The sequence below is a fragment of the Streptomyces sp. NPDC057682 genome (assembly GCF_042799575.1).
GTDB lineage: Bacteria > Actinomycetota > Actinomycetes > Streptomycetales > Streptomycetaceae > Streptomyces.
On record NZ_JBHVIN010000001.1, the window covers coordinates 224,259 to 249,505 of the forward strand.

Consider the following 25,247-nt stretch of genomic DNA (forward strand, 5'->3'; position numbering starts at 1 on the left):
TCCCTCAGTACGCCAGCGAGCGGTCGACGGCGTCGAGCACCCGGTCGAGGCCCGGCAGGTACTCGTCCTCCAGCCGCGCCGGCGGGTACGGGGCGTGGTAGCCGCCGACCCGCAGCACGGGTGCCTCCAGGTGGTAGAAGCACCGTTCGGTGATCCGCGCGGCGATCTCCGCGCCGGAGCCGTAGAACACCGGCGCCTCGTGCACCACGACCACCCGGCCGGTCTTCTCGGCCGAGGCCTGGATGGCGTCGAAGTCGATCGGGGACATCGAGCGCAGGTCCAGGACCTCGATCGACTTGCCCTCCTCCTGGGCGGCCGCGGCGGCCTCCAGGCAGACCTTCACCATCGGGCCGTACGCGACGAGCGTGAGGTCCGTGCCGGTGCGGGCGACCGTCGCGCGGTGCAGCGGGCCCGGAATGGCCTCGGTGTCGACCTCGCCCTTGTCCCAGTAGCGGCGCTTCGGCTCGAAGAAGATGACCGGGTCGTCGCTCTGGACGGCCTGCTGCATCATCCAGTAGGCGTCCGACGCGTTGGACGGCGAAACCACCTTCAGGCCCGCGACGTGCGCGAACAGCGCCTCGGGCGACTCGCTGTGGTGCTCGACGGCACCGATGCCGCCGCCGTACGGGATGCGCACGACGACCGGCATCTTGACCTTGCCGAGCGCGCGGGCGTGCATCTTCGCGAGCTGGGTGACGATCTGGTCGTACGCGGGGAAGACGAAGCCGTCGAACTGGATCTCCACGATCGGCCGGTAGCCGCGCAGCGCGAGACCGATGGCCGTGCCGACGATGCCGGACTCGGCGAGCGGGGTGTCGATCACCCGGTCCTCGCCGAAGTCCTTCTGGAGACCGTCGGTGATCCGGAAGACCCCGCCCAGCTTGCCGACGTCCTCGCCCATGATCAGGACCTTGGGGTCGGTGTCGAGGGCCTTGCGCAGCGACTCGTTGAGCGCCTTCGCGATCGACATCTTTTCCGTGGCCATGGCTACTTGCCCTCCTCGGCGAACGAAGCCTGGTACGCGGCGAACTGGGCGCGCTCCTCGTCGACGAGGGGGTTCCCGTCGGCGTAGACGTGGTCGAAGATCGCCATCCGGTCCGGGTCGGGCATGGCCCGTACCGCTTCGCGGACCCGCTTGCCGAGGGTCTCGCTCTCCTCGTCGAGGGCGGTGAAGAACGCCTCGTCGGCGGCGCCCTGCTTCTCCAGGTAGGCGCGGAGCCGCAGGATCGGGTCCTTGGCCTCCCAGGAGGCGCGCTCCTCGTCGGCCCGGTACTTGGTCGGGTCGTCGGAGGTGGTGTGCGCGCCCATGCGGTAGGTGAACGCCTCGACGAGGGTGGGGCCCTCGCCCCGGCGGGCCCGCTCCAGGGCGGAGCGCGTCACGGCCAGGCAGGCCAGGACGTCGTTGCCGTCGACCCGGATGCCGGGGAAGCCGTAGCCCTGGGCGCGCTGGTAGAGCGGAACCCTGGTCTGCTTCTCGGTCGGCTCGGAGATCGCCCACTGGTTGTTCTGGCAGAAGAACACCACGGGGGCGTTGTAGACGGCGGAGAAGGTGAAGGACTCCGCGACGTCGCCCTGGCTGGAGGCGCCGTCGCCGAAGTACGCGATCACGGCCGAGTCCGCGCCGTCCTTGGCGACGCCCATGGCGTAGCCGGTGGCGTGCAGGGTCTGCGAGCCGATGACGATCGTGTACAGGTGGAAGTTGTTGGTGCTGGGGTCCCAGCCGCCGTGGTTCACCCCGCGGAACATCCCGAGCAGATTGGTCGGGTCGACGCCCCGGCACCAGGCCACACCGTGTTCGCGGTAGGTCGGGAAGACGTAGTCGTCGTCGCGCAGGGCCCGGCCGGAGCCGATCTGGGCCGCCTCCTGGCCCAGCAGGGAGGCCCACAGGCCCAGCTCGCCCTGGCGCTGGAGGGCGGTGGCCTCGGCGTCGAAGCGGCGGGTGAGGACCATGTCCCGGTAGAGCCCGCGCAGCTCCTCGGCGGTCAGGTCGATCGAGTACTCCGGGTGCTCGACGCGCTCGCCCTCGGGCGTCAGCAGCTGTACGAGCTCGGGTCCGGAACTCTGTGGCGTCTTCGCGGCGCTGGTCCGCTTGCTGCTGCGTCGCGGTTTGCGCGCGGCAGTGCTCTCCACGGTCACGTGCGTGCTCCTCCGTCGGTCCGGTCCCCGGGGTCTGCCGGGAGACCAGTGCGGCTCGCCTGTGTCCGTACCCGTGCACGGGGTGGGTGCCGCTCGGCCGGGAACAGGCGTGACAGGTGCCCCGGCGAGCGCCCTGTTCAAGGCACGTTACCCAGTGCTTCGCATAACTGCGAAACCCTTCCTGACCTGCGTTTTTGCTTGGATATCCAAGTAAATCGCGGAAATCGGGAACTCTCGCTGGTCACAGCACTGGTCACAGCCTCGCAGGCTGCCGGAACAACGGCACGTTATCCCGCCCGACAGCGGCAGGGAAGGGGGGAGTGTGTGAGACTGCGTTTGTGCGCGAAGATGGAAAAATCACTGTTTTTCTCCTGGATGACCATGAAGTCGTCCGACGCGGCGTTCATGAGCTGTTGTCGGTCGAGGACGACATCGAGGTCGTCGGCGAGGCCGGGACCGCGGCGGACGCGCTGGTCAGGATCCCCGCCACCCGTCCCGACGTGGCCGTGCTCGACGTCCGGCTGCCCGACGGCAGCGGGGTCGAGGTCTGCCGCGAGATCCGCTCCCAGGACGAGTCCATCCACTGTCTGATGCTGACCTCGTACGCCGACGACGAGGCGCTGTTCGACGCGATCATGGCCGGTGCCTCCGGTTATGTCCTCAAGGCGATCCGCGGCAACGAGCTGCTGAGCGCGGTACGGGACGTGGCGGCCGGGAAGTCGCTGCTGGACCCGGTGGCGACCGCGCGGGTGCTGGAGCGGCTGCGGGACGGCAAGAAGGGCCGCGAGGACGACCGGATCGCGAGCCTCACCGAACAGGAGCGCCGCATCCTGGACCTGATCGGGGAGGGACTGACCAACCGGGTCATCGGCGAACGGCTGCATCTCGCCGAGAAGACGATCAAGAACTACGTCTCCAGCCTGCTCGCCAAGCTCGGCATGGAGCGCCGCTCGCAAGCCGCCGCGTACGTGGCCCGGATCCAGGCCGAGAAGCGCTGAGGGCCGTCCGACAGGGGACTTTGGTCCCTGCGAGGCCGGGGCCCCGGCCTCTTCTTCCGGCCCGCGCGGCCGGGGACAGTGGAGGACATGTCCCTTGAGGAACTCCACGCGATCGAGCTGCTCCACCGGGTGCCCTACGGCCGGCTGGCGACCAGCATGCGAGCCCTCCCGATCCTGACCGTGGCCCGCCACATCGTGGCCGACGGCCATGTCGTGCTGCGGCTGCACAGCGGTCTGGGCTACCACGACGCCTGCGACGGCACCGTCGTCGCCTACGGAGCGGACAACTACAACGCCGCCACCTCGGCCGGGGCCCGCGATCTGTGGTCCGTGCAGTTCACCGGCCCCGCGCGGCTCGTCGAGCCGACCTGCGAACAGCGCGAGCTGTTCGGCCCCGCACCGGCCGAGGTCAACGGCGAACCCTTCGACCCGGCCTACCTCCGGCTCGACCCGCATTTCGTCACTGTGCACACTCTGGACTTCCACGCAACTCCGCGAATCCCGCAACACAGCGTGATCTAACATCTGTCGCGTGCCGCGCTCATCTGTCATCGATCCCCCTGTTCCGCCCGTCCGCGACGTGCTGCTCCGGTACCCCGGTACGGGGACCCCGCTCAGCTGCGAACCGCTGGACAAGGGCCTGCTCAACCATGGTTACCGGGTGTCCACCACGCGCGGCTCCTACTTTCTCAAGCACCATCTGGACGACACCACGGGCGACCGTGCCACGATCGTCCGCCAGCACCGGGCCACCCAGCGCCTCCAGTCACTCGGAGTGCCCGTCGCCCCGCCCCTGGAGGACACCGAGGGCGGAACGGTCGCCGAGATCGGCGGCCGCTGCTACGCCCTGCACCCCTGGGTCGACGGACTCCACCGCGCGGGCGCCCAGCTCACCCTCGCCCAGTCGCTGCGGCTCGGGGCGCTCCTCGGAGCCGTACACACCGGTCTGGAACAGGTGATGGACCCCGGAGCCGCGGCCGACGGGCGATCCGGGCACGCGAGCGCCGATCCGGCCGACACCTTCGCGCTGATCGAGACGCTGCTGACGGCGGCCCGTTCCCGCCGCCCCCGGGACTCCTTCGACGAACTGGCCGAGCACCGGCTCCAGGAGCGGCGCGCGCTGCTGGAGCAGCACGCCGACCGCAGGCCGCCCGCCCCGGACGGACCGGCCACCGGCTGGGTGCACGGCGACTTCCACCCGCTCAACGTGCTCTACCGGGGCGCCGATCCGGTGGCGATCCTCGACTGGGACCGCCTCGGTGTGCAGCCCCGCGCGGAGGAGGCGGTGCGGGCGGCGGCGATCTTCTTCGTCCGTCCGGCCGGTGAACTGGACCTCGCGAAGGTGCGGGCGTACGCCCGCGCCTACCGCCGGGCCGCAGGCGCCGGGGCCGATGAACTGGCCGCCGCCGTGCACCGGGTGTGGTGGGAGCGGCTCAACGACTTCTGGATACTGCACTGGCGCTACTGCCTGAACGACCGCAGGGCCGACCCGCAGTTCCCCGCGGTGTCGGCCCTGGTGGTGTGGTGGACCCGTGCGTACGACGCGGTGCGCGAGGCCTTCACGGGATGAGCCCCGGCGGTGCGGCCCCGGGGCCGCACCGCCGGGGCGGGGGACTACTGCTGCCCCGCGCCGCCGCCCGCGCCCGCCGCCGCGCCGGCGCTGGCCCCGGAGGCCGCCCCGGCGTCCGTGCCCGTGCTGGTGCCGGCGTCCGTGCCCGCGTCGGTACCCGCGTTGGTCCCGGCGTCCGTGCCCGCGTCCGTGCCCGCGTTGGTCCCGGCGTCCGTGCCCGCGTCCGTACCCGCGTCGGTCCCGGCGTCCGTGCCGCCGTCGCCGGTGCCCTGGGTGTCCGTCTCGGACGGGGTGGGCGGCGGCGACGGGTCCGCCGTACGGCTCGGGGTGAACGACGGGGTGTAGGAGGGCTTGTGCGGCCGCTCCTGCTGGTCCCCGCCGCTGTTCCCGGGCTGGTCGGTGTCCTGCGTCGTCTGCTCCTCGGTCGGCTTGGCCGAGGTCTCCGTGGGGGAGGGACTGCTGGACGTCGAGGTGGCCGGGGACTTGGGCTTCCCGTCGCCGTCCCGCGCCGCGTTCACCGCGATCGCGACGCCCACCCCGATCGCGATCAGCGCGAGCACGACGAACAGCCACAGCTTGCCGCGGCCCCCGCCGGGCCGGCCGCCGCCGTCGTAACCGCCGTCGTCCGGGTTCATCGGCGGCAGGATCGGACCCTGCGAGGTGTCGCCGTACTGCGCGTACCCCATCTGATGGGTGGCGCCCGTCATGCCCTGCGGCGGCGTGCCCGGACCGTCGCCCAGGACGACCGGGCCGGTGTTCCACGCACCCGTGTGACCGCCCTGCGCCTGGAGCATCTGCAGGGCGTACTGGACGAGTCCGCGCATCTCCTCGGCGCTCTGGAAGCGGTCGTCCGGGTCCTTGGCGAGCGAGCGCATCACGAGCCCGTCCAGCTCCGGCGGGACCGCGTCCGAGATCCGCGACGGCGGGACCGGGGTGTCCTGGACGTGCTGGTACACCACGGACAGCGGCGTCTCGCCCGTGAACGGGGGCCGCAGCGCGAGCAGTTCGTAGAGCAGACAGCCGGTCGCGTACAGGTCGGAACGGTGGTCGACGGCCTTGCCGAGCGCCTGCTCCGGGGAGAGGTACTGCGGCGTGCCCATGACCATGCCGGTCTGGGTCATCGTCGACTGCGCGCCGTGCAGCGCGCGGGCGATGCCGAAGTCCATCACCTTCACCGCACCGGAGTTGGTGATGATCACGTTGGCCGGCTTGATGTCCCGGTGCACGATGCCGTGCTGGTGCGAGTAGGCCAGCGCCTCCAGCACCCCGGAGACGATGATCAGGGCCTGCTCGGGCGGCGGGGCATCGGCGTTGATCAGCAGATCGCGGATGGTGCGGCCCTCGACCAGCTCCATGACGATGTACGGCACGGTCTGGCCGGCCACCGTGTCCTCGCCGGAGTCGTAGACCGCGACGACCGCGTGGTGGTTGAGGCCGGCGACCGACTGCGCCTCGCGCGTGAACCGGGCCTTGGAGACCGGGTCCTCGGCCAGGTCGGAGCGGAGCAGCTTCACCGCGACGGTGCGTCCGAGCCGGACGTCCTCGGCCGCGAAGACCTCGGCCATGCCGCCCCGGCCGAGCCGGTGCGTCAGCCGGTAGCGTCCGTCGCCGACCACACCGCCGATGCCCCAGGAATCGGTGCCATCCGGAACTCCGCCGCCGTTTGCTTCGGGTTCGGGTGCCATCAGTCCTCGCCGTCGTATCTGTCCGCGTCTGTCCGCGCGCGTCCGCGGGTTCTCACGGTGCCCTGCTGCGTCCCCGACCGCGTTGTCGGCCGCGTTGCCACGTCACGCTACAGCCTCTGTCCGACGCACCGTTTTCGAGAGGGACGGGCCATCCAACCGGCCGGCGGGTCACGGACGCAAATTCGACGGGGATCCTGTAACGCTTCCGAGACGCTTCTTGTGCGTACGGTCACGGAACGGGCACCTGGCTTGACGTGTCGTACCCCTCGGGCAGACTTGGCCAGTAATACGGATCTTCGCGCGAGCGAGCGCGCCCTAGGGGGAAGCAAGTCATGAGCCAGGACGGCGCACAGCGTGCCCAGGGTCGCTACGCGGGCGGTTCGGTCGCCGGCGGCCGTTACCAGCTGCGTGACCTGCTGGGCGAGGGCGGAATGGCTTCCGTGTACCTCGCCTACGACACCGCGCTCGACCGCCAGGTGGCGATCAAGACGCTGCACACGGAGCTGGGGCGCGAGCAGTCCTTCCGCGAACGGTTCCGCCGCGAGGCCCAGGCCGTCGCCAAGCTCCAGCACACCAACATCGTCTCCGTCTTCGACACCGGCGAGGACGAACTCGGCGGCGCGCTGATGCCGTACATCGTCATGGAGTACGTCGAGGGCCAGCCGCTCGGCTCCGTCCTCCAGGCCGACATCGCGGCCTACGGCGCGATGCCCGCCGACAAGGCGCTCAAGGTGACGGCCGATGTGCTGGCCGCGCTGGACACCAGCCACGAGATGGGCCTGGTCCACCGCGACATCAAGCCGGGCAACGTCATGGTGACCAAGCGCGGTGTCGTGAAGGTCATGGACTTCGGCATCGCCCGCGCCATGCAGTCGGGCGTCACGTCGATGACCCAGACCGGCATGGTCGTCGGCACCCCGCAGTACCTCTCCCCCGAACAGGCCCTGGGCCGCGGCGTGGACGCCCGCTCCGACCTGTACTCGGTCGGGATCATGCTGTTCCAGCTGCTCACCGGACGCATCCCGTTCGACGCGGACTCCCCGCTCGCCATCGCGTACGCGCATGTGCAGGAGGAGCCGGTCGCCCCGTCCACGATCAACCGCTCGCTCACCCCGGCGATGGACGCGCTGGTCGCCCGCGCGCTGAAGAAGAACCCCAACGAGCGCTTCCCGAGCGCCGCCGCGATGCAGGACGAGATCGCGCGCGTGCTGAGCGCGAGCGGTCAGACGGGCGCCCCGGTGATCGTCAACGGCGGGGGCGCTCCGGCGAACAGCGGCTCGGGGGTCGGCTCCGCCGTCTTCCCGCCGGTCGACCAGTCGACCCCGGCACCGCAGCACGTCCAGACGCCCTACCAGCCCGGTCCGTACGCGTCGCAGCAGCAGCCCGGCCCGTACGGGGCGCCGACCCCGGCACCCACCCCGGCCCCGTCCTACGGCTATCCGCAGTCGGCCCCGGCGTACCAGACCCCGGCCGCCATGTCGCCGATGCAGCAGCAGACCCCGCCGCCGTACACGGTCTCGCCGCAGACGCACACCACGTCCTCGGGCGGCGGCTCCAAGCGGAACATGCCGGTCATCGTGGGGTCGATCGTCGTCGCGCTGGTCGCCATCGGCGGCCTGATCACCGCGCTCGCGCTGAACAACGACGACTCGAACAAGGGCGGCACCGAAGCCACGTCGAGCGAGTCCCCGTCCGGTGAGCACAAGGATCCGGAGCGGAACCGGACGATGGACACCGAGGACTGCACGGACGCCATGGAGGACAACGACGATCCGAACAAGGTCGACGCCCCCAGCTTCCTCTACAAGGACATCCTCTCGGCGCGCGCCTGCGCCGACGCCGCCGGCTGGACCATCAAGCAGATCAAGGTCCCCGGCAACGCCTACGCGGAGGACCAGGTCATCGACCAGTTCCCGACCTCCGGCACCGCCGTCCCCAAGGTCGGCGCCCACTTCGAACTGCGCATCGCCACGGGCGACCCGGCGTAGCCGGGTGCCCGAGGGGCGCGCGTTCCGGCGGGGGTGCGCGTTCCGGCAGGGGCGCCCTTTCCTGTGGGGATGCGCGCCCGGCCCGGCACGCGCCCGCCGGTGTGCGCGGTCCTTCCCGCGCCGGGGCCGCCACCCGTCCGTCGCACCTGACATGCCGGACGGACCGTCACATGTGACGGTGGCCCCATGGCTCCAGCACACCTGGCCGCCCGGCCCGCACGGTGCGTGGCCTGCCTGACACTGACGGCAGCCGCGACGCTGGGGGGTGTCATGGCCGGGGAACCGCACGCGGACGCGCGGGCATCCGGCCGGGGAGGGGCATCGGCCGAACCGCCGTCCGGTACGCCGTACGCGCCACCGCCCGTCGCCCACGTCCCCACGCCCGTGCCGTCCGCGTCCGGGCTGCCGTCCACCGCCGCGCCGCCTTCCGCCACCGGGCTGCCTTCCGCTTCCGCGCCCGTGCCGGTGCCGTCCGCGACGGCTTCGGTGCCCGCCGCGCCGGGTGCTCCGGCACCGGCCGCGTCCTGGGGGGCGCCCGCGCATCCCGCGCCTCCGCCGTCCGCCACGGATTCCTCCTCGCCCGATCCCGGATCGCCCCGGCCCGAGGACGTCCAGTCCCCGATGGCCGGGCTGCCCGCCGGGGAGGGGCGGCCCCGGCCGGGCCGGACGCTGAGCCCCCAGGAGCTGGACGGGGCCGACCGTCTCGACGACTCCGAGAACGAGCCGGAGCCGACGCCGCCCGCCGCCAGCCCCGGGACGACCGCGACCGCCGGGATCGGGCGGCCCTCGCACCAGGCACTGAGCGGACCGGCCGTGAAACGCGTCCAGCAGATGTCGCTCGGGGTGGGGATCGCCCTGGTGGGAATGGGCCTGGGCTTCCTCGCACTGCGGATGCGCCGCTCCGGCTGAGGGGCGTACGGGGCCGGTGACCGGCCCTCCGACGAGGACGCGTCCCCGGGCCGCCGCGTACCGGAACGCCTTGCGTAAGCGAGCATACTCGGTATACATACTCAGTATGTCGATCCGTCACGGCCTGCTGGCCCTGCTGGAGCGGGGCCCCCGGTACGGCTCCCAGCTCCGCACCGAGTTCGAGTCCCGTACCGGCTCCACCTGGCCGCTGAACGTCGGGCAGGTCTACACGACGCTGAACCGGCTGGAGCGCGACGGCCTGGTCGTCCAGGACGGGGAGGACGACCAGGGGCACGCCCTGTACGCCATCAGCGACGCGGGCCGGGACGAGCTGCGCTCCTGGTTCCAGACCCCGGTCGACCGCAGCAGCCCGCCCCGTGACGAGCTGGCCATCAAGCTCGCCATGGCCGTCGGCGCCCCCGGCGTCGACATCCGGGCCGTCATCCAGTCCCAGCGCCACCACACGGTGAAGGCCATGCAGGACTACACCCGGCTCAAGGCACAGGCCCTCGCCGACGTGCCCGCCAACCGCGACGAGGTGGCCTGGCTCCTCGTCGTGGAGCAGCTGATCTTCCAGGCCGAGGCGGAGGCCCGCTGGCTGGACCACTGCGAGTCCCGGCTGGTCCGGCTCGCCGAGGCCGCCGCCACGGAGCCCGAGGCGGAGCCCGCCCGCCGGAGCACGGCCCGGGGCACCGACCGGCCCCGCACCCGCCGCTGAACCACCGGCCCACGCGGCACAACCCGCGTACGCCACTGAACCACCGGCCTACGCCGCACGACCCGCGTACGCCACTGAACCACCGGCCTACGCCGCACGACCCGCGTACGCCACTGAACCACCGGCCTACGCCGCTCGACCGGCACGGCACCGGCCCCGGTGCCCCGTCCGCGCCCGACCGCCCGGCCCGTACCGGGGCGCGCGGAGGCGCCGGTCCCGACCACTCCACCGTTCCGAGGGGGAACCCACCGTCATGTCCCAGCACGTCCCGTCCCCGGCCGGTCCACCGCAGCCGGTGGACGCCCCGGTACTCGAACTCCGCGCCCTCACCCGCACCCACGGCACCGGCATGGCCGCCGTGCACGCCCTGCGCGGAATCGATCTGACCGTGCGCCCCGGCGAACTGGTCGCCGTGATGGGGCCCTCAGGATCCGGCAAGTCCACCCTGCTGACGCTCGCCGGCGGACTCGACACCGCGACCGGCGGCCAGGTCGTCATCGAGGGCCAGGACATCTCCGCGCTCGGCCGCAAGGGCATGGCCGCCCTGCGCCGCCGCAGCGTCGGCTACGTCTTCCAGGACTACAACCTGATCCCCGCCCTCACCGCCGCCGAGAACATCGCCCTGCCCCGCGAACTCGACGGCGTCTCCGTCCGCAAGGCCCGCAAGGAGGCCAGGGAGGCGCTGGAGGAGATGCGCCTGCTGGACGTCGCCGACCGCTTCCCCGACGAGATGTCCGGCGGCCAGCAGCAGCGCGTCGCCATCGCCCGCGCGCTGGTCGGGGACCGCCGCCTGGTGCTCGCCGACGAGCCGACCGGCGCGCTCGACTCGGAGACCGGGGAGACCGTCCTCGCCCTGCTGCGCAGCCGCTGCGACCGGGGCGCCGCCGGCGTCATGGTCACCCACGAACCGCGCTACGCGGCCTGGGCGGACCGGGTCGTCTTCCTGCGCGACGGCTCGATCGTCGACCAGACGCTGACCTCAGGGGCCGATTCGCTGCTCGCCGCCGGGAGCCCCGAGTGAGTCTCTTCACGGGGTGGCGTGCCGCCCTCCGGATGGCCCGCCGCGACGCCCTGCGGGCCAAGGGCCGCAGCGCCCTGGTGGTCGCGATGATCGCGCTGCCCGTGCTGGGGGTGACGGCGGCGGACATCACGACCCGCTCGGTCGCCAGCAGCGAGTCCGAACAGCTGACCGCCCGGATGGGCGCGGCCGACGCCCTCTTCACCGATCCGGAGATCGGCCCGCTGGAGCAGATGCCCGACGGGAACATGTACGACGCCGTCGGCGGCACCGTGCCCGAGGGCGAGATACCACCGATCGACATGCGCGCCGCCCTCCCCGAGGGCGCGCGCGCCCTCACCCTCCAGTCGGTGCCCGCGAGCGTCACCACGAAGTACGGGCTGACCGGCACCGACATCACCGAGTTCCGCGTCTCGGACCCGATGGCGCGGGGCCGGGTCGAGCTGGTCCGGGGCGCGTTCCCGCACGGCACCGACGAGATGGTGGCCACCGAACCGTTCCTGACGTCCTCCGGTCTGCGCATCGGCTCCCGGACCACGGTGCGCAGCATCGGCCGTACCTACACGATCACCGGGATCGTCGAGGACCCCTCCGACCTGAAGGCGAAGCAGCTGTACGCCGACCCGGGCGCGGTCATCGCCCCGTGGCGGAAGGCCGCCGAGCGCGACCCGGACGTGCTGCCGCCGAACACCGGCACCCCCCAGTGGCTCGTCACGGGCGCGGACGGCTCCGGTGTCGACTGGGACGACGTCCTCGCGGCCAACCGCAAGGGCGCCCTGGTCGTCTCCCGTCAGGTCGTCCTGGACCCGCCGCCGGACTCCGCGATCCCGCTGGCCCGCTCGTACACCCCCTACACCGAAGGCACCTCCGCCGAGGAGGGCGCGGCCGTCGTCACCGTGGTCGCCATGGCCGTGCTGGAGATCGTCCTGCTCGCCGGACCGGCCTTCGCCGTCGGCGCCCGCCGCTCGCGCCGGCAGCTCGGTCTCATCGGCACCTGCGGCGGCGACCGGCGCCACATCCGCGCCGTGGTGCTCGCAGGCGGCCTCGTCCTGGGCGCCGTCGGCACGGTGACCGGGGTCGCGGCCGGGCTGCTGCTCACCGTGGTGTTCCGGCCGATGATCGAGGGGTGGGCCGGGCAGCGCTTCGGCTCCCTGGTCCTGAACCCCGGCGAGCTGCTGGCCATCGCCCTCATCGGCCTGGTCACCGGGGTGCTGGCCGCCCTCGCACCGGCGATCGTCGCCTCCCGGCAGTCCGTCCTGGAGTCCCTGACCGGACGGCGCGGGGTGCGCCGCAGCTCCCGGGTGCTGCCCACCGTGGGCGCGAGCCTGCTGGCACTGGGGGCGGCCGTCGCCGTCTACGGCGGTACCAGCGGCGACACCCGGCTGGTCGCCGGCGGTTCCGTCGTCGCCGAGCTGGGACTGCTCGGCTGCATCCCGGTGATCGTCGGGCTGCTGGGCCGCCTCGGCCGCGGCCTGCCGCTCTCCCCGCGCATGGCCCTGCGCGACGCCGCCCGCAACCGGGGCCGCACCGCACCGGCGGTCGCCGCCGTGATGGCCGCCGTCGCGGGCACCGTGGCCGTGGCGACGTACATGGCGAGCACCATGGCGGAGTCGGACTACCGCTACACCCCTTCGCTCACCGAGGGAACGATGGTCCTGTCGTCGTCCGACGAACGGCTGACCGCACAGCTGCCCCTGGCCCGCGCCGCCGTGGAAGGGAACATGGCGGTGACCGGCAGACCCGCCGGCTTCGCCCGGGCCTGGGCCGGCAGCGACTGCAACATCTACTACGAGGACGAGCCCGGCGGCGAGCCCGGCTGCGGCAGCCTGACCCTGGTCAAGCCGACCGGAGAGGGGCACACCTGTCCCCTCAGGGCCAAGGGCGCCAAGGAACTGGCCGCACGGCTCTCCTCGGAGGAGCACCGCACACTGATGCGCTCCCCCGCCTGCGTCGACGAGTACATCTCCACCGGCGCCTTCCCCACGGACGAGAACAACATCGTGGTCGGCGGTCCGGACCTGCTCCGCCTGTACGTGAAGCTCGACGACCCGGCCGCGGCGGCCGCCCTGGAGGCCGGCACCCCCGTCCTGCTGAACCAGGCGTACGCGAAGAACGGTGAGGTCACCCTCAAGGCCGTGCACGCGTACAACGCCAAGGACACCGCGAATCGCAAGCTGCACCCCGGTCCGGCCCGGAAGACCACGAACCGGCTCAAGGTGTACGTCGCCGACGCGCGGTACGCCACCACCCCCGGCATCCGCATGATCATGCCCCGGAAGACCGCCGAACGGATCGGCCTGCGCACCGCGGAGGCCGGCAGTGTCTACGCCGTGCCGCACCGGCCCTCGGACGCCGAGGAACAACGGGTCTCGGCCGCCATCGAGGAGGCGGGCGGCGGCATCTGGCTCCAGACCCCCTCCCGCCCGGGGGACCGGGACGACATCATGCTGCTCGTCCTGACGCTGTTCGCCGGGGTGGTGACCCTGGGCGCCGCGGCGATCACCACCGGCCTCGCCAAGGCCGACGCCGAGGCCGACCTGACCACGCTCAGCGCGGTGGGCGCGCCCCCGCGGGTCCGGCGGGCGCTCTCCGGGTTCCAGTGCATGATCGTGGCGCTCACGGGGGTCCTGCTGGGCACCGTGGCCGGTCTGGTGCCCGCGGTGGCGGTGCGCCTGACCGATCTGGGCAAGGCCATGGAGGCGATGCGGGCCAATCCGATGGAGTCCGCGTACACGCCGATCGTGCTGCCCTGGACAGCGATCGGGGTGCTGGCCGTGGCCGTCCCGCTGCTGGCCGGGCTGCTGGCGGCGGTGTTCACCCGGTCCCGGCTGACCCTGGCCCGTCGCGCCGGGTGACCGGTGGCTCACGCGGGACTTCGGTGCCCCCGGAAACGGTGGATCATCCGTATCCGGGGGCACCACAGTGAGGAACACCGCATGTGCGAGACAATGGGCCGCATGGAGATGCCGAGGAATGAACGGTCGCAGGAGCACCCCCAAGTCCTCGTGGTGGGGCAGGACGGCATGGCGATCGGCGGCGGTGGCACTGACGACGAGTCGCGTGAGGTCCCGGTGACGGAGATGGTCGAGCAGCCCGCGAAGGTCATGCGCATCGGCAGCATGATCAAGCAGCTCCTGGAGGAGGTCAGGGCGGCCCCTCTCGACGAGGCGAGCCGGGTCCGGCTCAAGGAGATCCACGCCAGCTCGGTGAAGGAGCTGGAGGACGGTCTCGCCCCGGAGCTGGTGGAGGAGCTGGAGCGCCTCTCGCTGCCGTTCACCGAGGAGTCCGTCCCCTCCGAGGCGGAACTGCGGATCGCGCAGGCCCAGTTGGTGGGCTGGCTGGAGGGCTTGTTCCACGGCATCCAGACGGCGCTGTTCGCCCAGCAGATGGCGGCCAGGGCGCAGCTGGAGCAGATGCGGCGCGCGCTGCCGCCCGGCAGCATCCACGAGGAGGAGGACGGCGGCGCCGATCCGCACGGCCCGGTCCGCTCCGGCCCGTATCTGTAGCCCGCACCCCCGCATTCGACCCGACGGATTCACCAGGGCCCGGCACCGAGGTGCCGGGCCCTTCCCGTGCGCGTGCGCGGCTCTCCGGACGGGTCCGGGATCAGGCGGCCGAGGGCGCCCGGAGGAGGACCTTGCCGATGTGGGCGCTGGACTCCATCACCCGGTGCGCCTCGGCGGCCTCCGCCATCGGCAGGGTGCGGTCCACGATCGGCTTGACCACGCCGTCGGCCAGCAGCGGCCAGACGTGTTCGCGTACGGCGGCGACGATCGCGGTCTTCTCGGTGAGCGGGCGGCCGCGCAGCGAGGTCGCGGTGACGGCGGCCCGCTTGTTCAGCAGGGCGCCGAGGTTCAGTTCGCCCACGGCCCCGCCCTGGAGGCCGATGATGGCGAGCCGGCCGTTGACGGCGAGGGTCTGCACGTTCCGGTCCAGGTACTTGGCGCCCATGATGTCGAGAATGACGTCCGCGCCCGCTCCGTCGGTCGCCCGGCCGACCTCCTCGACGAAGTCCTGGTTGCGGTAGTCGATGAGGATGTCGGCGCCGAGTTCGGCGCAGCGCGCCAGCTTCTCGGGGCCGCCCGCGGTCACGGCGACGCGGGCGCCGACCGCCTTGGCCAGCTGGATCGCCATCGTGCCGATGCCGCTGGACCCGCCGTGCACCAGCAGGGTCTCGGCCGGGCGGAGGTGGGCCACCATGAACACGTTGGACCAGACGGTGGCCGTGACCTCGGGAAGCGCGGCGGCGAGCGTGAGGTCCAGCCCCTCCGGCACGGGAAGCAGCTGCCCGGCCGGGACGGCGACCTTCTCCGCGTAACCGCCGCCCGCGAGGAGCGCGCAGACCTCGTCGCCGACGGCCCAGCCGACCACACCGGGGCCGACGGCCGAGATCCGTCCCGCGCACTCCAGGCCGGGGTACGGGGAGGCGCCGGGCGGCGGGTTGTAGAAGCCCATCCGCTGGAGGACGTCGGCCCGGTTCACCGCGCTGGACACCACGTCGACGAGGACCTCGCCCTCGCCGGGTACGGGATCGGGCACCTCGGTCCAGACGAGTGCCTCGGGGCCACCGGGTTCGGGGATCGTGATCGCATGCATGGCCGCGAGGCTACTCCGTGGCCCCCGCCCCGCCTCGAAGCCGGGCGGGGGCGGAGAGGTGGGAAGGGGCGGGCCGGACCACCTGCTCAGCCCCGGGGGGCGGGCGGCCGGGGGTGGTTCAGCGGCGGGTCGTTGGAGACGCGCACGATGGTGATCAGCCGGTCCGTCAGCTGCAACGGGCTGGCCGCCGGGTCGTCGTAGCCGAGGAGCCGGTGACCGCGCAGCACGTTGACGACCAGGTCCTCGGTCTCCCGGACGCTCTTGCCTACCTCGGCCTTTATCACCGGCCGTTCGACGAGATCGAGTCCGCTGCCCTGCTGGATCAGGTCCTCCATCACCGTGCCCGCGCTGGGGCTGAGCACGGAGAGCCCGAGCAGCCGGCCCGCGGCGGAGGCGCTGGTGATCACCGCGTCGGCGCCGGACTGCCGCAGCAGCGGGGCGTTCTCCTCCTCGCGCACCGCGGCCACGATCTTCGCGCCCCGGTTGAGCTGGCGCGCGGTCAGCGCGACGAGGACGGCGGTGTCGTCGCGCTGGGTGGCGATGATGATCTGACGGGCCTTCTGCACCTCGGCCCGCAGCAGCACATCGCTGCGTGTCGCGTCCCCGACCACTCCGGTGTAGCCCTCGGCGTTGGCGATCTCGATCACCTTGGTCGCCGGGTCGACGACGACGATCTGCTCCTTCGACAGCCCGGTGGCACAGAGCGTCTGGATCGCCGAGCGGCCCTTCGTACCGAAGCCGACGACGACGGTGTGGTCACGCAAGTGGGTTCTCCAACGCTTCAGTCGGAAGTCCTCGCGGGTCCGTTCCGTGAGGACTTCGAGGGTCGTGCCGACCAGGATGATCAGGAAGAGCACACGCAGCGGTGTCACGAGCACCACGTTGATGAGCCGGGCGCCGTCGCTGTACGGGGTGATGTCGCCGTAGCCGGTGGTGGAGAGGGTGACCGTCGCGTAGTACACCGCGTCCAGCAGGTCGACCTTGCCGTCCGCCGCGTCGTGGTAACCGACCCGGTCGACCCAGACGATGACGACAGTGACGGCGAGCACCAGCAGGGCCATGGAGAGCCGCTTGGCGACCTGACGGGCCGGCCGGTCGACGACCCGGCGCGGGAGCATGACCCGCGTGGGGACGATCTGTTCGTCGACACGTCTGGCCATTGCGTCATGGCCGGGAAGTTTCACGTGAAACACCCTTCAGTCCACGGCGTCGCCGGGGCCCACGGTAGATCGAGGATCTCCACCTCGGTGCCGGACCGTACCCCGCCCGGCTCCACCACGGCCAGCCCGTCCGCCGCGGCGATGCCCCGAAGCATGGCGGGACCGTTGTACCGCAGAGGTACGACGTGGTCCCCGCCCCTCCCGGTTCCCGGACCGTCGCCGGTTCCGCCGGGGGTCCGCCCGCCGTACGCCGGGGCCGGGCCGGCGCGGTGCACCACGGGAACGAGCCGGGTGTCGTGCGGATGCCCCTGCACCTCGTCGCGGACGGGCACCCGGTAGGGGTCCTCCGCCCAGCGTCCCGCGAGCCCGTTGAGCAGCGGCTCGGCAAGGGTCACCAGACCCGAGACGGCGGCCAGGGGATTGCCGGGCAGCCCGACCAGATACGGGCCTCCGCCCGGCAGCCGGGCGAGCAGCATCGGGTGGCCGGGCCGCACGGCGACCCCGTCCACCAGCAACTCGGCGCCGATCCGGGCCAGAACCGGATGCACATGGTCGACGGGACCCGCGGCGGTGCCGCCCGTGGTGACGATCAGGTCGGCCTCGGAACCGGTGAGCGCGTGCAGCAGCGCCTCGGCGTCGTCCCCGAGCCACCGGGGCGCGGTCACCTCGGCGCCCCGGGCGTGCAGCCAGGGGCCGATCATGGGGCCCAGCGCGTCCCGGATCAGCCCGTCGCGCGGCAGCCCCGCCGTCAGCAGTTCGTCGCCGAGGACGAGGACGTCGACGCGCGGACGGGGCCGGGCCGGCAGCCCGTCGTAACCGGCCGCCGCGGCCAGCCCGAGGACGGCGGGCGTCACCACCGTTCCGGCGGGAAGGAGTTCGTCGCCCGTACGGCATTCCTGGCCGCGCGGCCTGATGTCCTGACCGGGACTCACCTGCCGTCCCGCGTAGAGCAGCCCCTTGGCCGCGTCGGCCTCGGCGTGCTCGCTCCGGATGACCGCCGTGGCGTCCGCCGGGATCCGGGCACCGGTGGCGATGGGCACGGCCTCACCATCGGGGAGCGGCGCGGGCGCCCCGCCCCCGGCGAGCACGCCCCCGTCCGGCCGGATACGCCACGGCCCCGGCCCGGCGACGGCCCAGCCGTCCATGGCCGAGGTGTCGAACGGCGGCAGATCGGTGAGCGCGGCCAGCGGTTCGGCGAGCACATGCCCGAGCGCCCGCCCCAGCGACAACCGCTCGGCCCGCGGCGGAACCGCCCGGCCGGCCCGAGCGGCGATCCCCCGCGCCACCGCCCACGGAACCGCGGATGCCCGGGTGCGCGGGTGGGCGGGTGCGGGGGCGGGGGCATCGGTGCGCCCGGGGCCGGAGGCCGGGGAGCCGGGGGCCGGGGATGGTTGGGGGCGCGGCTCGGCGTGTGGTCCGGGGCCGGGCGAGGCGGTCGAGACGCGCGGGTCCGTCGAGCGGGATGTCGGGGGTGTGCGCGCGGCCCGGGGAGAACCGGCGGCTTCCGGGGCGGGGGTTGCCGGGTCGGGGGTTGCCGGGGAGGCCTGGACCGTGGGGGCTGGGTGGGCCTCAGGGGCCGCGTGAGTCGCGGGCGGCAGGTGGGTCGCATGAGTTGCGAGGGGATCCTGGGCCGTGGGAGCCGAGTGGGCTTCAGAAGCCGCGTGAGTCGCGGGCGGTGCGGGGGCCGCGTGAGCTGCCCCGTGAGCCGCAGAGGACCCGTGAGCCACAGGAGATCCGGGGACCGCAGGCGCCCCGTGAACCGCAGGGGATCCGGGGACCACCTCCGCATCGCCCTGCGGTGCCGTCTGTCGGCCCACCAGGGCGAGAGCCTGCGCCACGGCCCGCTCCTCCTCCGCCGCGGCCAGGGCGGCGGGGTCGGCGCCTTGGGCCCGGCCGGGAGCGGCGGCCTCACCGGCGAGGGCGGCTCCGAACGCGCGGTCCCCGTCCCGGCCGGCCGGAAGCGCGGAGCCGGTGGCGGGGCCCGCTCCGCAGGAGCAGCGGTCCGGTGCCGGCGGGTGCCCGGCGCTCCCGTGGGGGCCGTTCATGGCGTCCCGGTCTCGTCCGCCCAGCCGAGGGCGAGCGCGGCCGCCTTCCGGGCCGCCTCGGCGACCGCCTCGGGGCCGCCGCCCTCGCCGCTCGCCTTCGCCGCCGCGTACCCGACCAGAAAGGTGGTCAGGGGGGCGGCGGGGCGGGCGACGCCATGGGCGGCATCACGGGCGAGGTCGAGGAGGACGTCGGTGTCGACGTCGAGTTCGATGCCCAGTTCGTTCTTGACTGCGGTGATCCATTCATCCAGCACGGACCCATGCTCTCTGATCCGGGCCCGCGCGGACGCGATGTCCTCCCAGGTGTCGCAGTCGAACGAGGCGAGGGGGTCCGCAGCCACCCGGACGAGCCGCAGTTCCCGGGTGAGCAGCCGCAGCGGCAGCCCCGCCAGACCGCCGTGCTCGGTGGCGACGAGCGCCAGTTCACGGCGGAGCGGTTCCGCCCGGTAGACCGCCACCAGCGGCTGGTCCCTGCCGTCCGCGTCGGTGCAGACAGCGCCCTCGGCGTCCCCCTCGCCGGCCGCTTCCACGAGCGCTCGCACCGTGTCGGGGCCCAGGAACGGCAGATCGGCGGAGAGCACGAGCACCCGCTCCGCCGCCGTGTGCCGTACGCCCGCGCCGAGCGCGGCCAACGGGCCGCCGCCCCGGGGCTCTTCGCGCGTCCAGATCACCGCGCGCCCCGTGGGCCGCCGGGTGCCCACCACCACGGTGGTCCCCGCTCCTGCGCAGGCCCCGAGGACCCGGTCCAGCAGCGGGCGCCCGCCGACCCGGACCCCGGGCTTGTCGGCGCCGCCGAGCCGTTTCGCGGCCCCTCCGGCAAGAACGATGGCGTCGAACGCGGTCATGCCACGAGTATGCGGGCCCGGCCCACCCGGCGGACATCCACGTCCACCGGCCGTACCGGGGCCCGGGCACGGGACGTTCCTCCGGCACCGGGCGGCCCGCCAGCCTTCGCACTGGATGGCCCCGCGAGGCCCCCGCGCGGCCCGGGATCCGCCGCCGGGCGCGGCCCCGGGAACCGGTGGCTCTACAGGGTCCGCAACAGCACCGCCGGCTGTTCCACGCAGTCGGCCACGTACCGCAGGAAACCGCCCGCCGTGCCGCCGTCGCAGACGCGGTGGTCGAAGGTCAGCGAGAGCTGGACGACCCGCCGCACCGCCAACGCGCCCTCGTGCACCCAGGGCTTGGGCACGATACGGCCGACACCGAGCATGGCCGCCTCCGGGTGGTTGATGATGGGCGTCGACCCGTCGACCCCGAACACCCCGTAGTTGTTGAGGGTGAACGTGCCGCCGGTCAGCTCGGCCGGCTTCAGCGTCCCCGTCCGGGCCGCCTCGGTCAGCCGGGCGATCTCCGCTCCGATCGACTCCGCGTTGCGGTCCTGCGCGTCCTTGACCACCGGCACGACCAGCCCGCGCTCCGTCTGCGCGGCGAACCCGAGATGGACCTCCGGAAGCCGCACGATCTCGCGCGCCTCCGTGTCCACCGTGGAGTTGAGCTCGGGATGGCGCGCCAGCGCGGCCGTGCAGATGCGCGCGAGAAGCGCCAGCACGGACACCTTGGGGCCGCCCGCGCGGTTCATCGCCTCCCGGGCCGCCATCAGTTCGGTGGCGTCGGCGTCCACCCAGCAGGTGGCGTCGGGGATCTCGGTCCGGCTGCGCGTCAGCTTGTCGGCGACCGCGCCCCGTACCCCGCGCAGCGGAATCCGCTCACCGGCGGACGCCACCCGCGGCGCTTCTGCGGGCGCGACGGCGGATGCGGCAGGCGCGACGGCGACCGCGGTGGCCGACTCCGCCACGGACCGGATCGCCGCTTCCACGTCGGCCCGGAGGATCAGCCCGTCCGGGCCCGATCCGGCCAGCCGGCGCAGATCCAGATCGTGCTGCCGGGCCAGCTTGCGCACCAGCGGCGAGACGACGGCCACCGGCCCGCCCGCGTCACCGGGGGCGGGTGCCGTGGCCGGAGCAACAACAGAGACCCGGGCCTGCGCCCGCACCGGGGCGGGAGCGGGCGCGGCGGAAGCGGGCGCGGCGGGAGCCGGCGCGGCGGAAGCGGGCGCGGCGGGAGCCGGCGCGGCGGAAGCGGGCGCGGCGGGAGCCGGCGCGGCGGCAGGTGCCGCGGCCCTCCCGGAGGCCTGAGCCGGTGCACCGAAGCCCTCGGGCCGGATCCGACGGCGCCGCGTGGGCGGCGCTCCGGTCCCGTAACCGACCAGCACGTTCCCCGAACCGGACGCGGTCTCCCCGGAGCGTCCCGCCCCGGGCTCCGCCGCCGGATCCGACGACTCCACGGATCCGACGGCGACGGTCAGCAGGGGTGCCCCGACGGGGAGTTCGCTGCCCTCCTCGCCGAACCGGGCGGTCACCACGCCCCCGTAGGGGCACGGCACCTCCACCATCGCCTTGGCCGTCTCGACCTCGACGACCGGCTGGTCGATGGCGACGACCTCGCCGACCTCCACCAGCCAGCGCACGATCTCCGCCTCGGTCAGTCCCTCACCGAGGTCCGGCAGCCTGAATTCCAGTACCTGGGCCATCAGCTCTCCGCCTCCCACTGGAGCCGCGCGACGGCGTCGAGCACCCGGTCCACACCGGGCAGGTGGTGACGCTCCTGCATCGGCGGCGGATACGGGATGTCGAAACCGGCCACCCGCAGCACCGGCGCCTCCAGGTGGTGGAAGCAGCGCTCGGTGATCCGCGCGGCGATCTCACCGCCCGGTCCGCCGAAACCGTTCGACTCGTGGACGACGACCGCGCGGCCGGTGCGCCGCACCGAGGCGGCGACCGTCTCGTCGTCGAAGGGGACCAGCGACCTCAGATCGACGACCTCGAGGTCCCAGCCCTCCTCGACGGCCGCCTCGGCCGCCTCCAGACAGACCGGGAGCGAGGGCCCGTAGGTGATCAGCGTCGCGCTGCGGCCGGGCCGCCGCACGACGGCGCGGCCCATCGGCTCGACGGCGGCCGGGGACTGCGGCGACCAGTCGGCCTTCGACCAGTAGAGCCTCTTGGGCTCCATGAAGACCACCGGGTCGTCGGAGGCGATCGACGCCCTCAGCAGCCCGTAGGCGTCCTCGACCGTGGCGGGCGTGACCACGTGGAGACCCGGGGTCGCCATGTAGTAAGCCTCCGAGGAGTCGCTGTGGTGCTCGACTCCGCCGATGCCGCCGCCGTAGGGCACCCGGATGGTGATCGGCAGCGGCATCCTCCCGCCGGTCCGGTTGCGCATCTTGGCGACATGGCTGGCCAGCTGCTCGAACGCCGGATAGGCGAAGGCGTCGAACTGCATCTCCACCACGGGCCTCAGCCCGTACATCGCCATGCCGACGGCCGCGCCGAGGATGCCCGCCTCGGCCAGCGGGGTGTCCGTGCACCGCTCGTCGCCGAACTCCTTCGCCAGGCCGTCGGTGATCCGGAAGACCCCGCCCAGCGTGCCGACGTCCTCACCGAGGACGTGCACCGAGGGGTCCTCGGCCATCGAGTCGCGCAGCGCGCGCCCCAGAGCCTGGGCCATCGTGGCGGGACCGGCCTTCGCGGCACGCTTCCCGGCCGTGGCCGCCGCTGTCGTCATCGCCCCGCACCCCTGTCGTCCGTGCCGTGCTCGTCGTGCTCCGCGTCCAGCTCGACCCGGAGCCGGGCGGCCTGCTCGCGCAGTTGCGAGGTCTGCTCCGCGTACACGTGGGAGAACAGCTCCATCGGGTCAAGCACCGGATCGGCGTTCATGCGGTCCCGCAGCTGGGCCGCCATCCGCTCCGCGGCCGTCCGAGCCTCCTCGATGCCCTCGTCGTCGAGCAGACCGCGCCCCGTCAGCTCCCGCTCCATGAGCCGCACCGGATCGTGCGCCTTCCAGGCCTCGACCTCGCTGTTCTCGCGGTAGCGCGTGGCGTCGTCCGCGTTCGTGTGCGCGTCCATGCGGTAGGTGACGGCCTCCACGAGCGTGGGACCCTCGCCGCTCCTGGCCCGCTCCACCGCCTCGGAGAGCACCTGGTGCACGGCCGCCGCGTCGTTCCCGTCGACGAGCCGGCCCGGCATCCCGTATCCGACGGCCTTGTGGGCCAGGGACGGGGCCGCGGTCTGCTTGGCCAGGGGCACGGAGATGGCGAAGCCGTTGTTCTGCACCAGGAAGACGACGGGGGCCCGCCACACGGCCGCGAAGTTCAGCGCCTCGTGGAAGTCGCCCTCGCTGGTGCCGCCGTCGCCGACCATGGCGAGCGCGACCACGTCGTCGCCCTTGAGGCGGGCCGCGTGGGCCAGGCCCACCGCGTGCGGCAGCTGGGTGGCCAGAGGGGTGCAGAGCGGTGCCGTGCGGTACGCGCGGGGGTCGTAGCCGGTGTGCCGGTCGCCGCGCAGCAGGGTCAGCGCCTCGACCGGGTCCATGCCCCGCGCCACGGCCGCCAGAGTGTCCCGATAGCTCGGGAACAGCCAGTCGCGCTCCTCCAGCACGAGGGCCGCGGCGATCTCGCAGGCCTCCTGACCGGTGCTCGACGGGTAGACGGCGAGCCGGCCCTGCTTGGTCAGGGCGGTCGCCTGCGCGTTGTACCGCCGGCCGCGCACGAGCTCGGCGTACAGCCGCAGCAGCAGCTCCGGGTCGGCTCCGGCCGCGGCGTCCGTACCGAGCACGCGGTACGGCTCGGGGTCCGGGAGCAGCGGCGCGGGATCGGTGAGCGGCTTCCAGGCCGGGGGCGGCGTGGGCCGGTAGGCGGCCGCGCCGGGCAGCTCTTGGACCGTCATGACAAGCACCTCCTGGCGTCGAGGGGTATCGAGCGGCGTCCGCGGCACCGGGGGTGTCCCGGTGCCGCGGGGTGTCGAAGCGTCTCCAGGGGTGTCGAGGGGGCGTCGACGCTTGCGAAATACATCGAATTGTTCATATATCCGCGAGGCACGAGTGTGGCGCGCCTCACCTACCGATTGTTCGGTCGCGAGCGCATTTTGGCTACAGGCACCGTCAGCCTGTGGACAAACGGTTCTCCACAGCTTGGGATGGGCACAGGTCGTCCAGGACGGGGAGGTAGGGGAGCATGGCAGCTGAACAAATGGCCGAGGGGAGCGAGGAACCGGCCCCGATTCCTCCGGCCCGGCCGCTGGACGCCGTCGACCGCGCCATCCTGCGACTGCTCCAGACGGACGGCCGGGCGTCGATACGCTCGGTCGCCGACCGTGTCCACGTCTCGCGGGCCAACGCCTACGCGCGGATCAACCGGCTCATCGACGACGGCGTGATCCGCGGTTTCGGTGCCCGGGTGAATCACGAGCGGGCCGGTCAGGGCGCCTCGGCCTACATCACGCTCAAGATCGTCCAGAATTCCTGGCGCACGGTGCGCGAACAGCTCCAGGCGCTGCCAGGGGCTACGCACATCGCCCTGGTCAGCGGGGATTTCGATGTGCTGCTGCTGGTCCACACCCCGGACAACCGGTCGCTGCGCGAGCTCGTCCTCACCCGCATCCAGGCCATACCGGAAGTGCTCTCCACCCGCACCCTGCTGGTGTTCGAGGAGACGGACCTGAACCCGGGACCGGACCGCCCGACGGAGCTGAGCTGAACGGACGACCGGGCCCCTCGGAGCCGTAACGACCGAACGACCGCCCGACTCCCTCGCGGGCCGTACCGTCCGGAGCGGCCGAGCGGGCCCCCACCGTCGAGAACGGGCCCGTGCGGGCCCCTCAGGACCCGTACTTCGTCAGAAACGCCCGCACGGTGCCCCAGCGCTTCGCGTCGTCGAGCAGCGCCACCCCGTGCAGGCTCTCGCCGCGGACGAGGACGAACCGGTGCTCGGACGACTTCACGCTCTGCCGGTTCAGCTCCTTCTCGCCGACGGCGAAGTCCCCGTCCCCGTCGGCGGCCATGTACAGCACGGGCGCGGTCAGCTCGGGGACGGCCTTCAGCGCGTTCATCGCCTGGTACTGCGTGGGGGCGGAGAGCGCGACGACCGCGTCCGGCTGCGGCTTCAGCCGGGGAGCCGCGGCAAGCACCGCGGTGCCGCCCTTGGACGCGCCCATCAGCAGAATCTTCTTGGCGCCCTTGTCGCGCAGATATCCGGCCGCGCCGACGACCTCGTCGACCTCCTGCCCGTTCGAGTTCACCGCGAGGACCCGGTATCCGGCCTTGCTCAGCTCGTCGGCCTTGTCCTTCCACTGGCAGACCGTGCCGTCGGCCTGGTGGGCGAGCACGATCCCGGCGCCCGATCCGCCCTTCGGCGCGTAGCCGCCGATCTCCGAGCCGTCGTCGACCGTGAAGGTGATCGACGAGCTCTTCGCCTCCGCCTCCGTCAGACAGGTGAAGTCGTCCGGCTGCTCCGCCGCGGTGCCACCGCCGCCGTCGTCCTTGCCGTCGCCGCCGCCTCCCGAGCAGCCGGCCAGCGAGGCCGTGACGAGCAGCGTGGCGGCGGCACAGAGGAGTCCGGACATCCGGAGCGCAGCGGTCATGCCGGGAT

Annotated in this window: 21 protein-coding genes; 10 read left to right on the plus strand and 11 right to left on the minus strand. The window is 73.0% G+C overall.

The features are described from left to right. Positions 1 to 4: 4 nt before the first annotated feature. Both ACFVDM_RS01050 and pdhA (ACFVDM_RS01055) read right to left on the minus strand, forming a co-directional pair. Complete coding sequence (locus ACFVDM_RS01050) at positions 5 to 985, minus strand: alpha-ketoacid dehydrogenase subunit beta (protein ID WP_383631165.1); 981 nt, start codon at positions 983 to 985, stop codon at positions 5 to 7. A 2-nt stretch (positions 986 to 987) separates the two neighbouring features. Beyond that, positions 988 to 2,136 (minus strand): pyruvate dehydrogenase (acetyl-transferring) E1 component subunit alpha, encoded by a 1,149-nt coding sequence (gene pdhA / locus ACFVDM_RS01055; protein ID WP_383631168.1) that lies wholly within the window; start codon positions 2,134 to 2,136, stop codon positions 988 to 990. Positions 2,137 to 2,474: 338 nt separating this feature from the next. On the opposite strand from pdhA (ACFVDM_RS01055), the gene ACFVDM_RS01060 reads away from it, so the two are divergent. From ACFVDM_RS01060 to ACFVDM_RS01070, 3 genes are all read left to right on the plus strand, one after another. After that, positions 2,475 to 3,134: a response regulator gene (locus ACFVDM_RS01060; protein WP_383631171.1), complete on the plus strand. Its 660-nt coding sequence runs from the start codon at positions 2,475 to 2,477 to the stop codon at positions 3,132 to 3,134. Between the two features lie 87 nt (positions 3,135 to 3,221). After that, on the plus strand, positions 3,222 to 3,656 hold the full coding sequence (locus tag ACFVDM_RS01065) for a pyridoxamine 5'-phosphate oxidase family protein (RefSeq protein WP_383631174.1): 435 nt from the start codon (positions 3,222 to 3,224) through the stop codon (positions 3,654 to 3,656). A gap of 58 nt (positions 3,657 to 3,714) precedes the next feature. Beyond that, a complete protein-coding gene (locus ACFVDM_RS01070) occupies positions 3,715 to 4,704 on the plus strand; it encodes a phosphotransferase (RefSeq protein WP_383632118.1) in 990 nt (329 codons plus the stop codon). A gap of 44 nt (positions 4,705 to 4,748) precedes the next feature. Here the strand turns inward: ACFVDM_RS01070 and ACFVDM_RS01075 are convergent, their stop codons facing one another. Continuing rightward, positions 4,749 to 6,389 carry a protein kinase gene (locus ACFVDM_RS01075; RefSeq protein ID WP_383631177.1) on the minus strand — a complete coding sequence of 547 codons (1,641 nt, stop codon included), beginning with the start codon at positions 6,387 to 6,389 and terminating at the stop codon, positions 4,749 to 4,751. 332 nt (positions 6,390 to 6,721) lie between these two features. Here ACFVDM_RS01075 and ACFVDM_RS01080 point away from each other — a divergent pair, with 332 nt between their 5' ends. From ACFVDM_RS01080 to ACFVDM_RS01105, 6 genes are all read left to right on the plus strand, one after another. Continuing rightward, positions 6,722 to 8,377, plus strand: coding sequence for a protein kinase (locus ACFVDM_RS01080; RefSeq protein ID WP_383631180.1), 1,656 nt, complete (start codon positions 6,722 to 6,724; stop codon positions 8,375 to 8,377). 186 nt (positions 8,378 to 8,563) lie between these two features. Next, positions 8,564 to 9,286 carry a hypothetical protein gene (locus ACFVDM_RS01085; RefSeq protein ID WP_383631183.1) on the plus strand — a complete coding sequence of 241 codons (723 nt, stop codon included), beginning with the start codon at positions 8,564 to 8,566 and terminating at the stop codon, positions 9,284 to 9,286. Positions 9,287 to 9,392: 106 nt separating this feature from the next. Continuing rightward, the gene (locus ACFVDM_RS01090; RefSeq protein ID WP_383631186.1) at positions 9,393 to 10,004 is read left to right on the plus strand and encodes a PadR family transcriptional regulator; all 612 of its coding nucleotides are present in this window, start codon (positions 9,393 to 9,395) and stop codon (positions 10,002 to 10,004) included. 253 nt (positions 10,005 to 10,257) lie between these two features. Next, positions 10,258 to 11,025, plus strand: a complete 768-nt coding sequence (locus ACFVDM_RS01095) for an ABC transporter ATP-binding protein (RefSeq protein ID WP_383631189.1) — start codon at positions 10,258 to 10,260, stop codon at positions 11,023 to 11,025. Further along, complete coding sequence (locus ACFVDM_RS01100) at positions 11,022 to 13,877, plus strand: FtsX-like permease family protein (protein WP_383631192.1); 2,856 nt, start codon at positions 11,022 to 11,024, stop codon at positions 13,875 to 13,877. The genes ACFVDM_RS01095 and ACFVDM_RS01100 overlap by 4 nt, the downstream gene beginning before the upstream one ends. Positions 13,878 to 13,979: 102 nt before the next feature. Then, positions 13,980 to 14,528, plus strand: coding sequence for a bacterial proteasome activator family protein (locus ACFVDM_RS01105; RefSeq protein WP_383631195.1), 549 nt, complete (start codon positions 13,980 to 13,982; stop codon positions 14,526 to 14,528). A gap of 100 nt (positions 14,529 to 14,628) precedes the next feature. Here the strand turns inward: ACFVDM_RS01105 and ACFVDM_RS01110 are convergent, their stop codons facing one another. From ACFVDM_RS01110 to pdhA (ACFVDM_RS01140), 7 genes are all read right to left on the minus strand, one after another. Further along, complete coding sequence (locus ACFVDM_RS01110) at positions 14,629 to 15,618, minus strand: NAD(P)H-quinone oxidoreductase (protein ID WP_383631198.1); 990 nt, start codon at positions 15,616 to 15,618, stop codon at positions 14,629 to 14,631. Between the two features lie 86 nt (positions 15,619 to 15,704). Beyond that, positions 15,705 to 16,778: a potassium channel family protein gene (locus ACFVDM_RS01115; RefSeq protein ID WP_383631201.1), complete on the minus strand. Its 1,074-nt coding sequence runs from the start codon at positions 16,776 to 16,778 to the stop codon at positions 15,705 to 15,707. A 20-nt stretch (positions 16,779 to 16,798) separates the two neighbouring features. Beyond that, positions 16,799 to 18,505, minus strand: coding sequence for a molybdopterin-binding protein (locus ACFVDM_RS01120; protein WP_383631204.1), 1,707 nt, complete (start codon positions 18,503 to 18,505; stop codon positions 16,799 to 16,801). 314 nt (positions 18,506 to 18,819) lie between these two features. Then, positions 18,820 to 19,668 carry an NTP transferase domain-containing protein gene (locus ACFVDM_RS01125; protein WP_383631207.1) on the minus strand — a complete coding sequence of 283 codons (849 nt, stop codon included), beginning with the start codon at positions 19,666 to 19,668 and terminating at the stop codon, positions 18,820 to 18,822. 182 nt (positions 19,669 to 19,850) lie between these two features. After that, positions 19,851 to 21,356 carry a dihydrolipoamide acetyltransferase family protein gene (locus ACFVDM_RS01130; RefSeq protein ID WP_383631210.1) on the minus strand — a complete coding sequence of 502 codons (1,506 nt, stop codon included), beginning with the start codon at positions 21,354 to 21,356 and terminating at the stop codon, positions 19,851 to 19,853. Beyond that, positions 21,356 to 22,387: an alpha-ketoacid dehydrogenase subunit beta gene (locus ACFVDM_RS01135; protein WP_383631213.1), complete on the minus strand. Its 1,032-nt coding sequence runs from the start codon at positions 22,385 to 22,387 to the stop codon at positions 21,356 to 21,358. The genes ACFVDM_RS01130 and ACFVDM_RS01135 overlap by 1 nt, the downstream gene beginning before the upstream one ends. After that, positions 22,384 to 23,547, minus strand: coding sequence for a pyruvate dehydrogenase (acetyl-transferring) E1 component subunit alpha (gene pdhA / locus ACFVDM_RS01140; RefSeq protein ID WP_383631216.1), 1,164 nt, complete (start codon positions 23,545 to 23,547; stop codon positions 22,384 to 22,386). The genes ACFVDM_RS01135 and pdhA (ACFVDM_RS01140) overlap by 4 nt, the downstream gene beginning before the upstream one ends. Before the next feature lie 302 nt (positions 23,548 to 23,849). Between pdhA (ACFVDM_RS01140) and ACFVDM_RS01145 the strand changes: the two genes are divergently transcribed. After that, positions 23,850 to 24,356 carry an Lrp/AsnC family transcriptional regulator gene (locus ACFVDM_RS01145; protein ID WP_383632121.1) on the plus strand — a complete coding sequence of 169 codons (507 nt, stop codon included), beginning with the start codon at positions 23,850 to 23,852 and terminating at the stop codon, positions 24,354 to 24,356. Between the two features lie 121 nt (positions 24,357 to 24,477). Here the strand turns inward: ACFVDM_RS01145 and ACFVDM_RS01150 are convergent, their stop codons facing one another. Next, positions 24,478 to 25,239 (minus strand): alpha/beta hydrolase family protein, encoded by a 762-nt coding sequence (locus tag ACFVDM_RS01150; RefSeq protein WP_383631219.1) that lies wholly within the window; start codon positions 25,237 to 25,239, stop codon positions 24,478 to 24,480. Positions 25,240 to 25,247 lie beyond the last annotated feature (8 nt).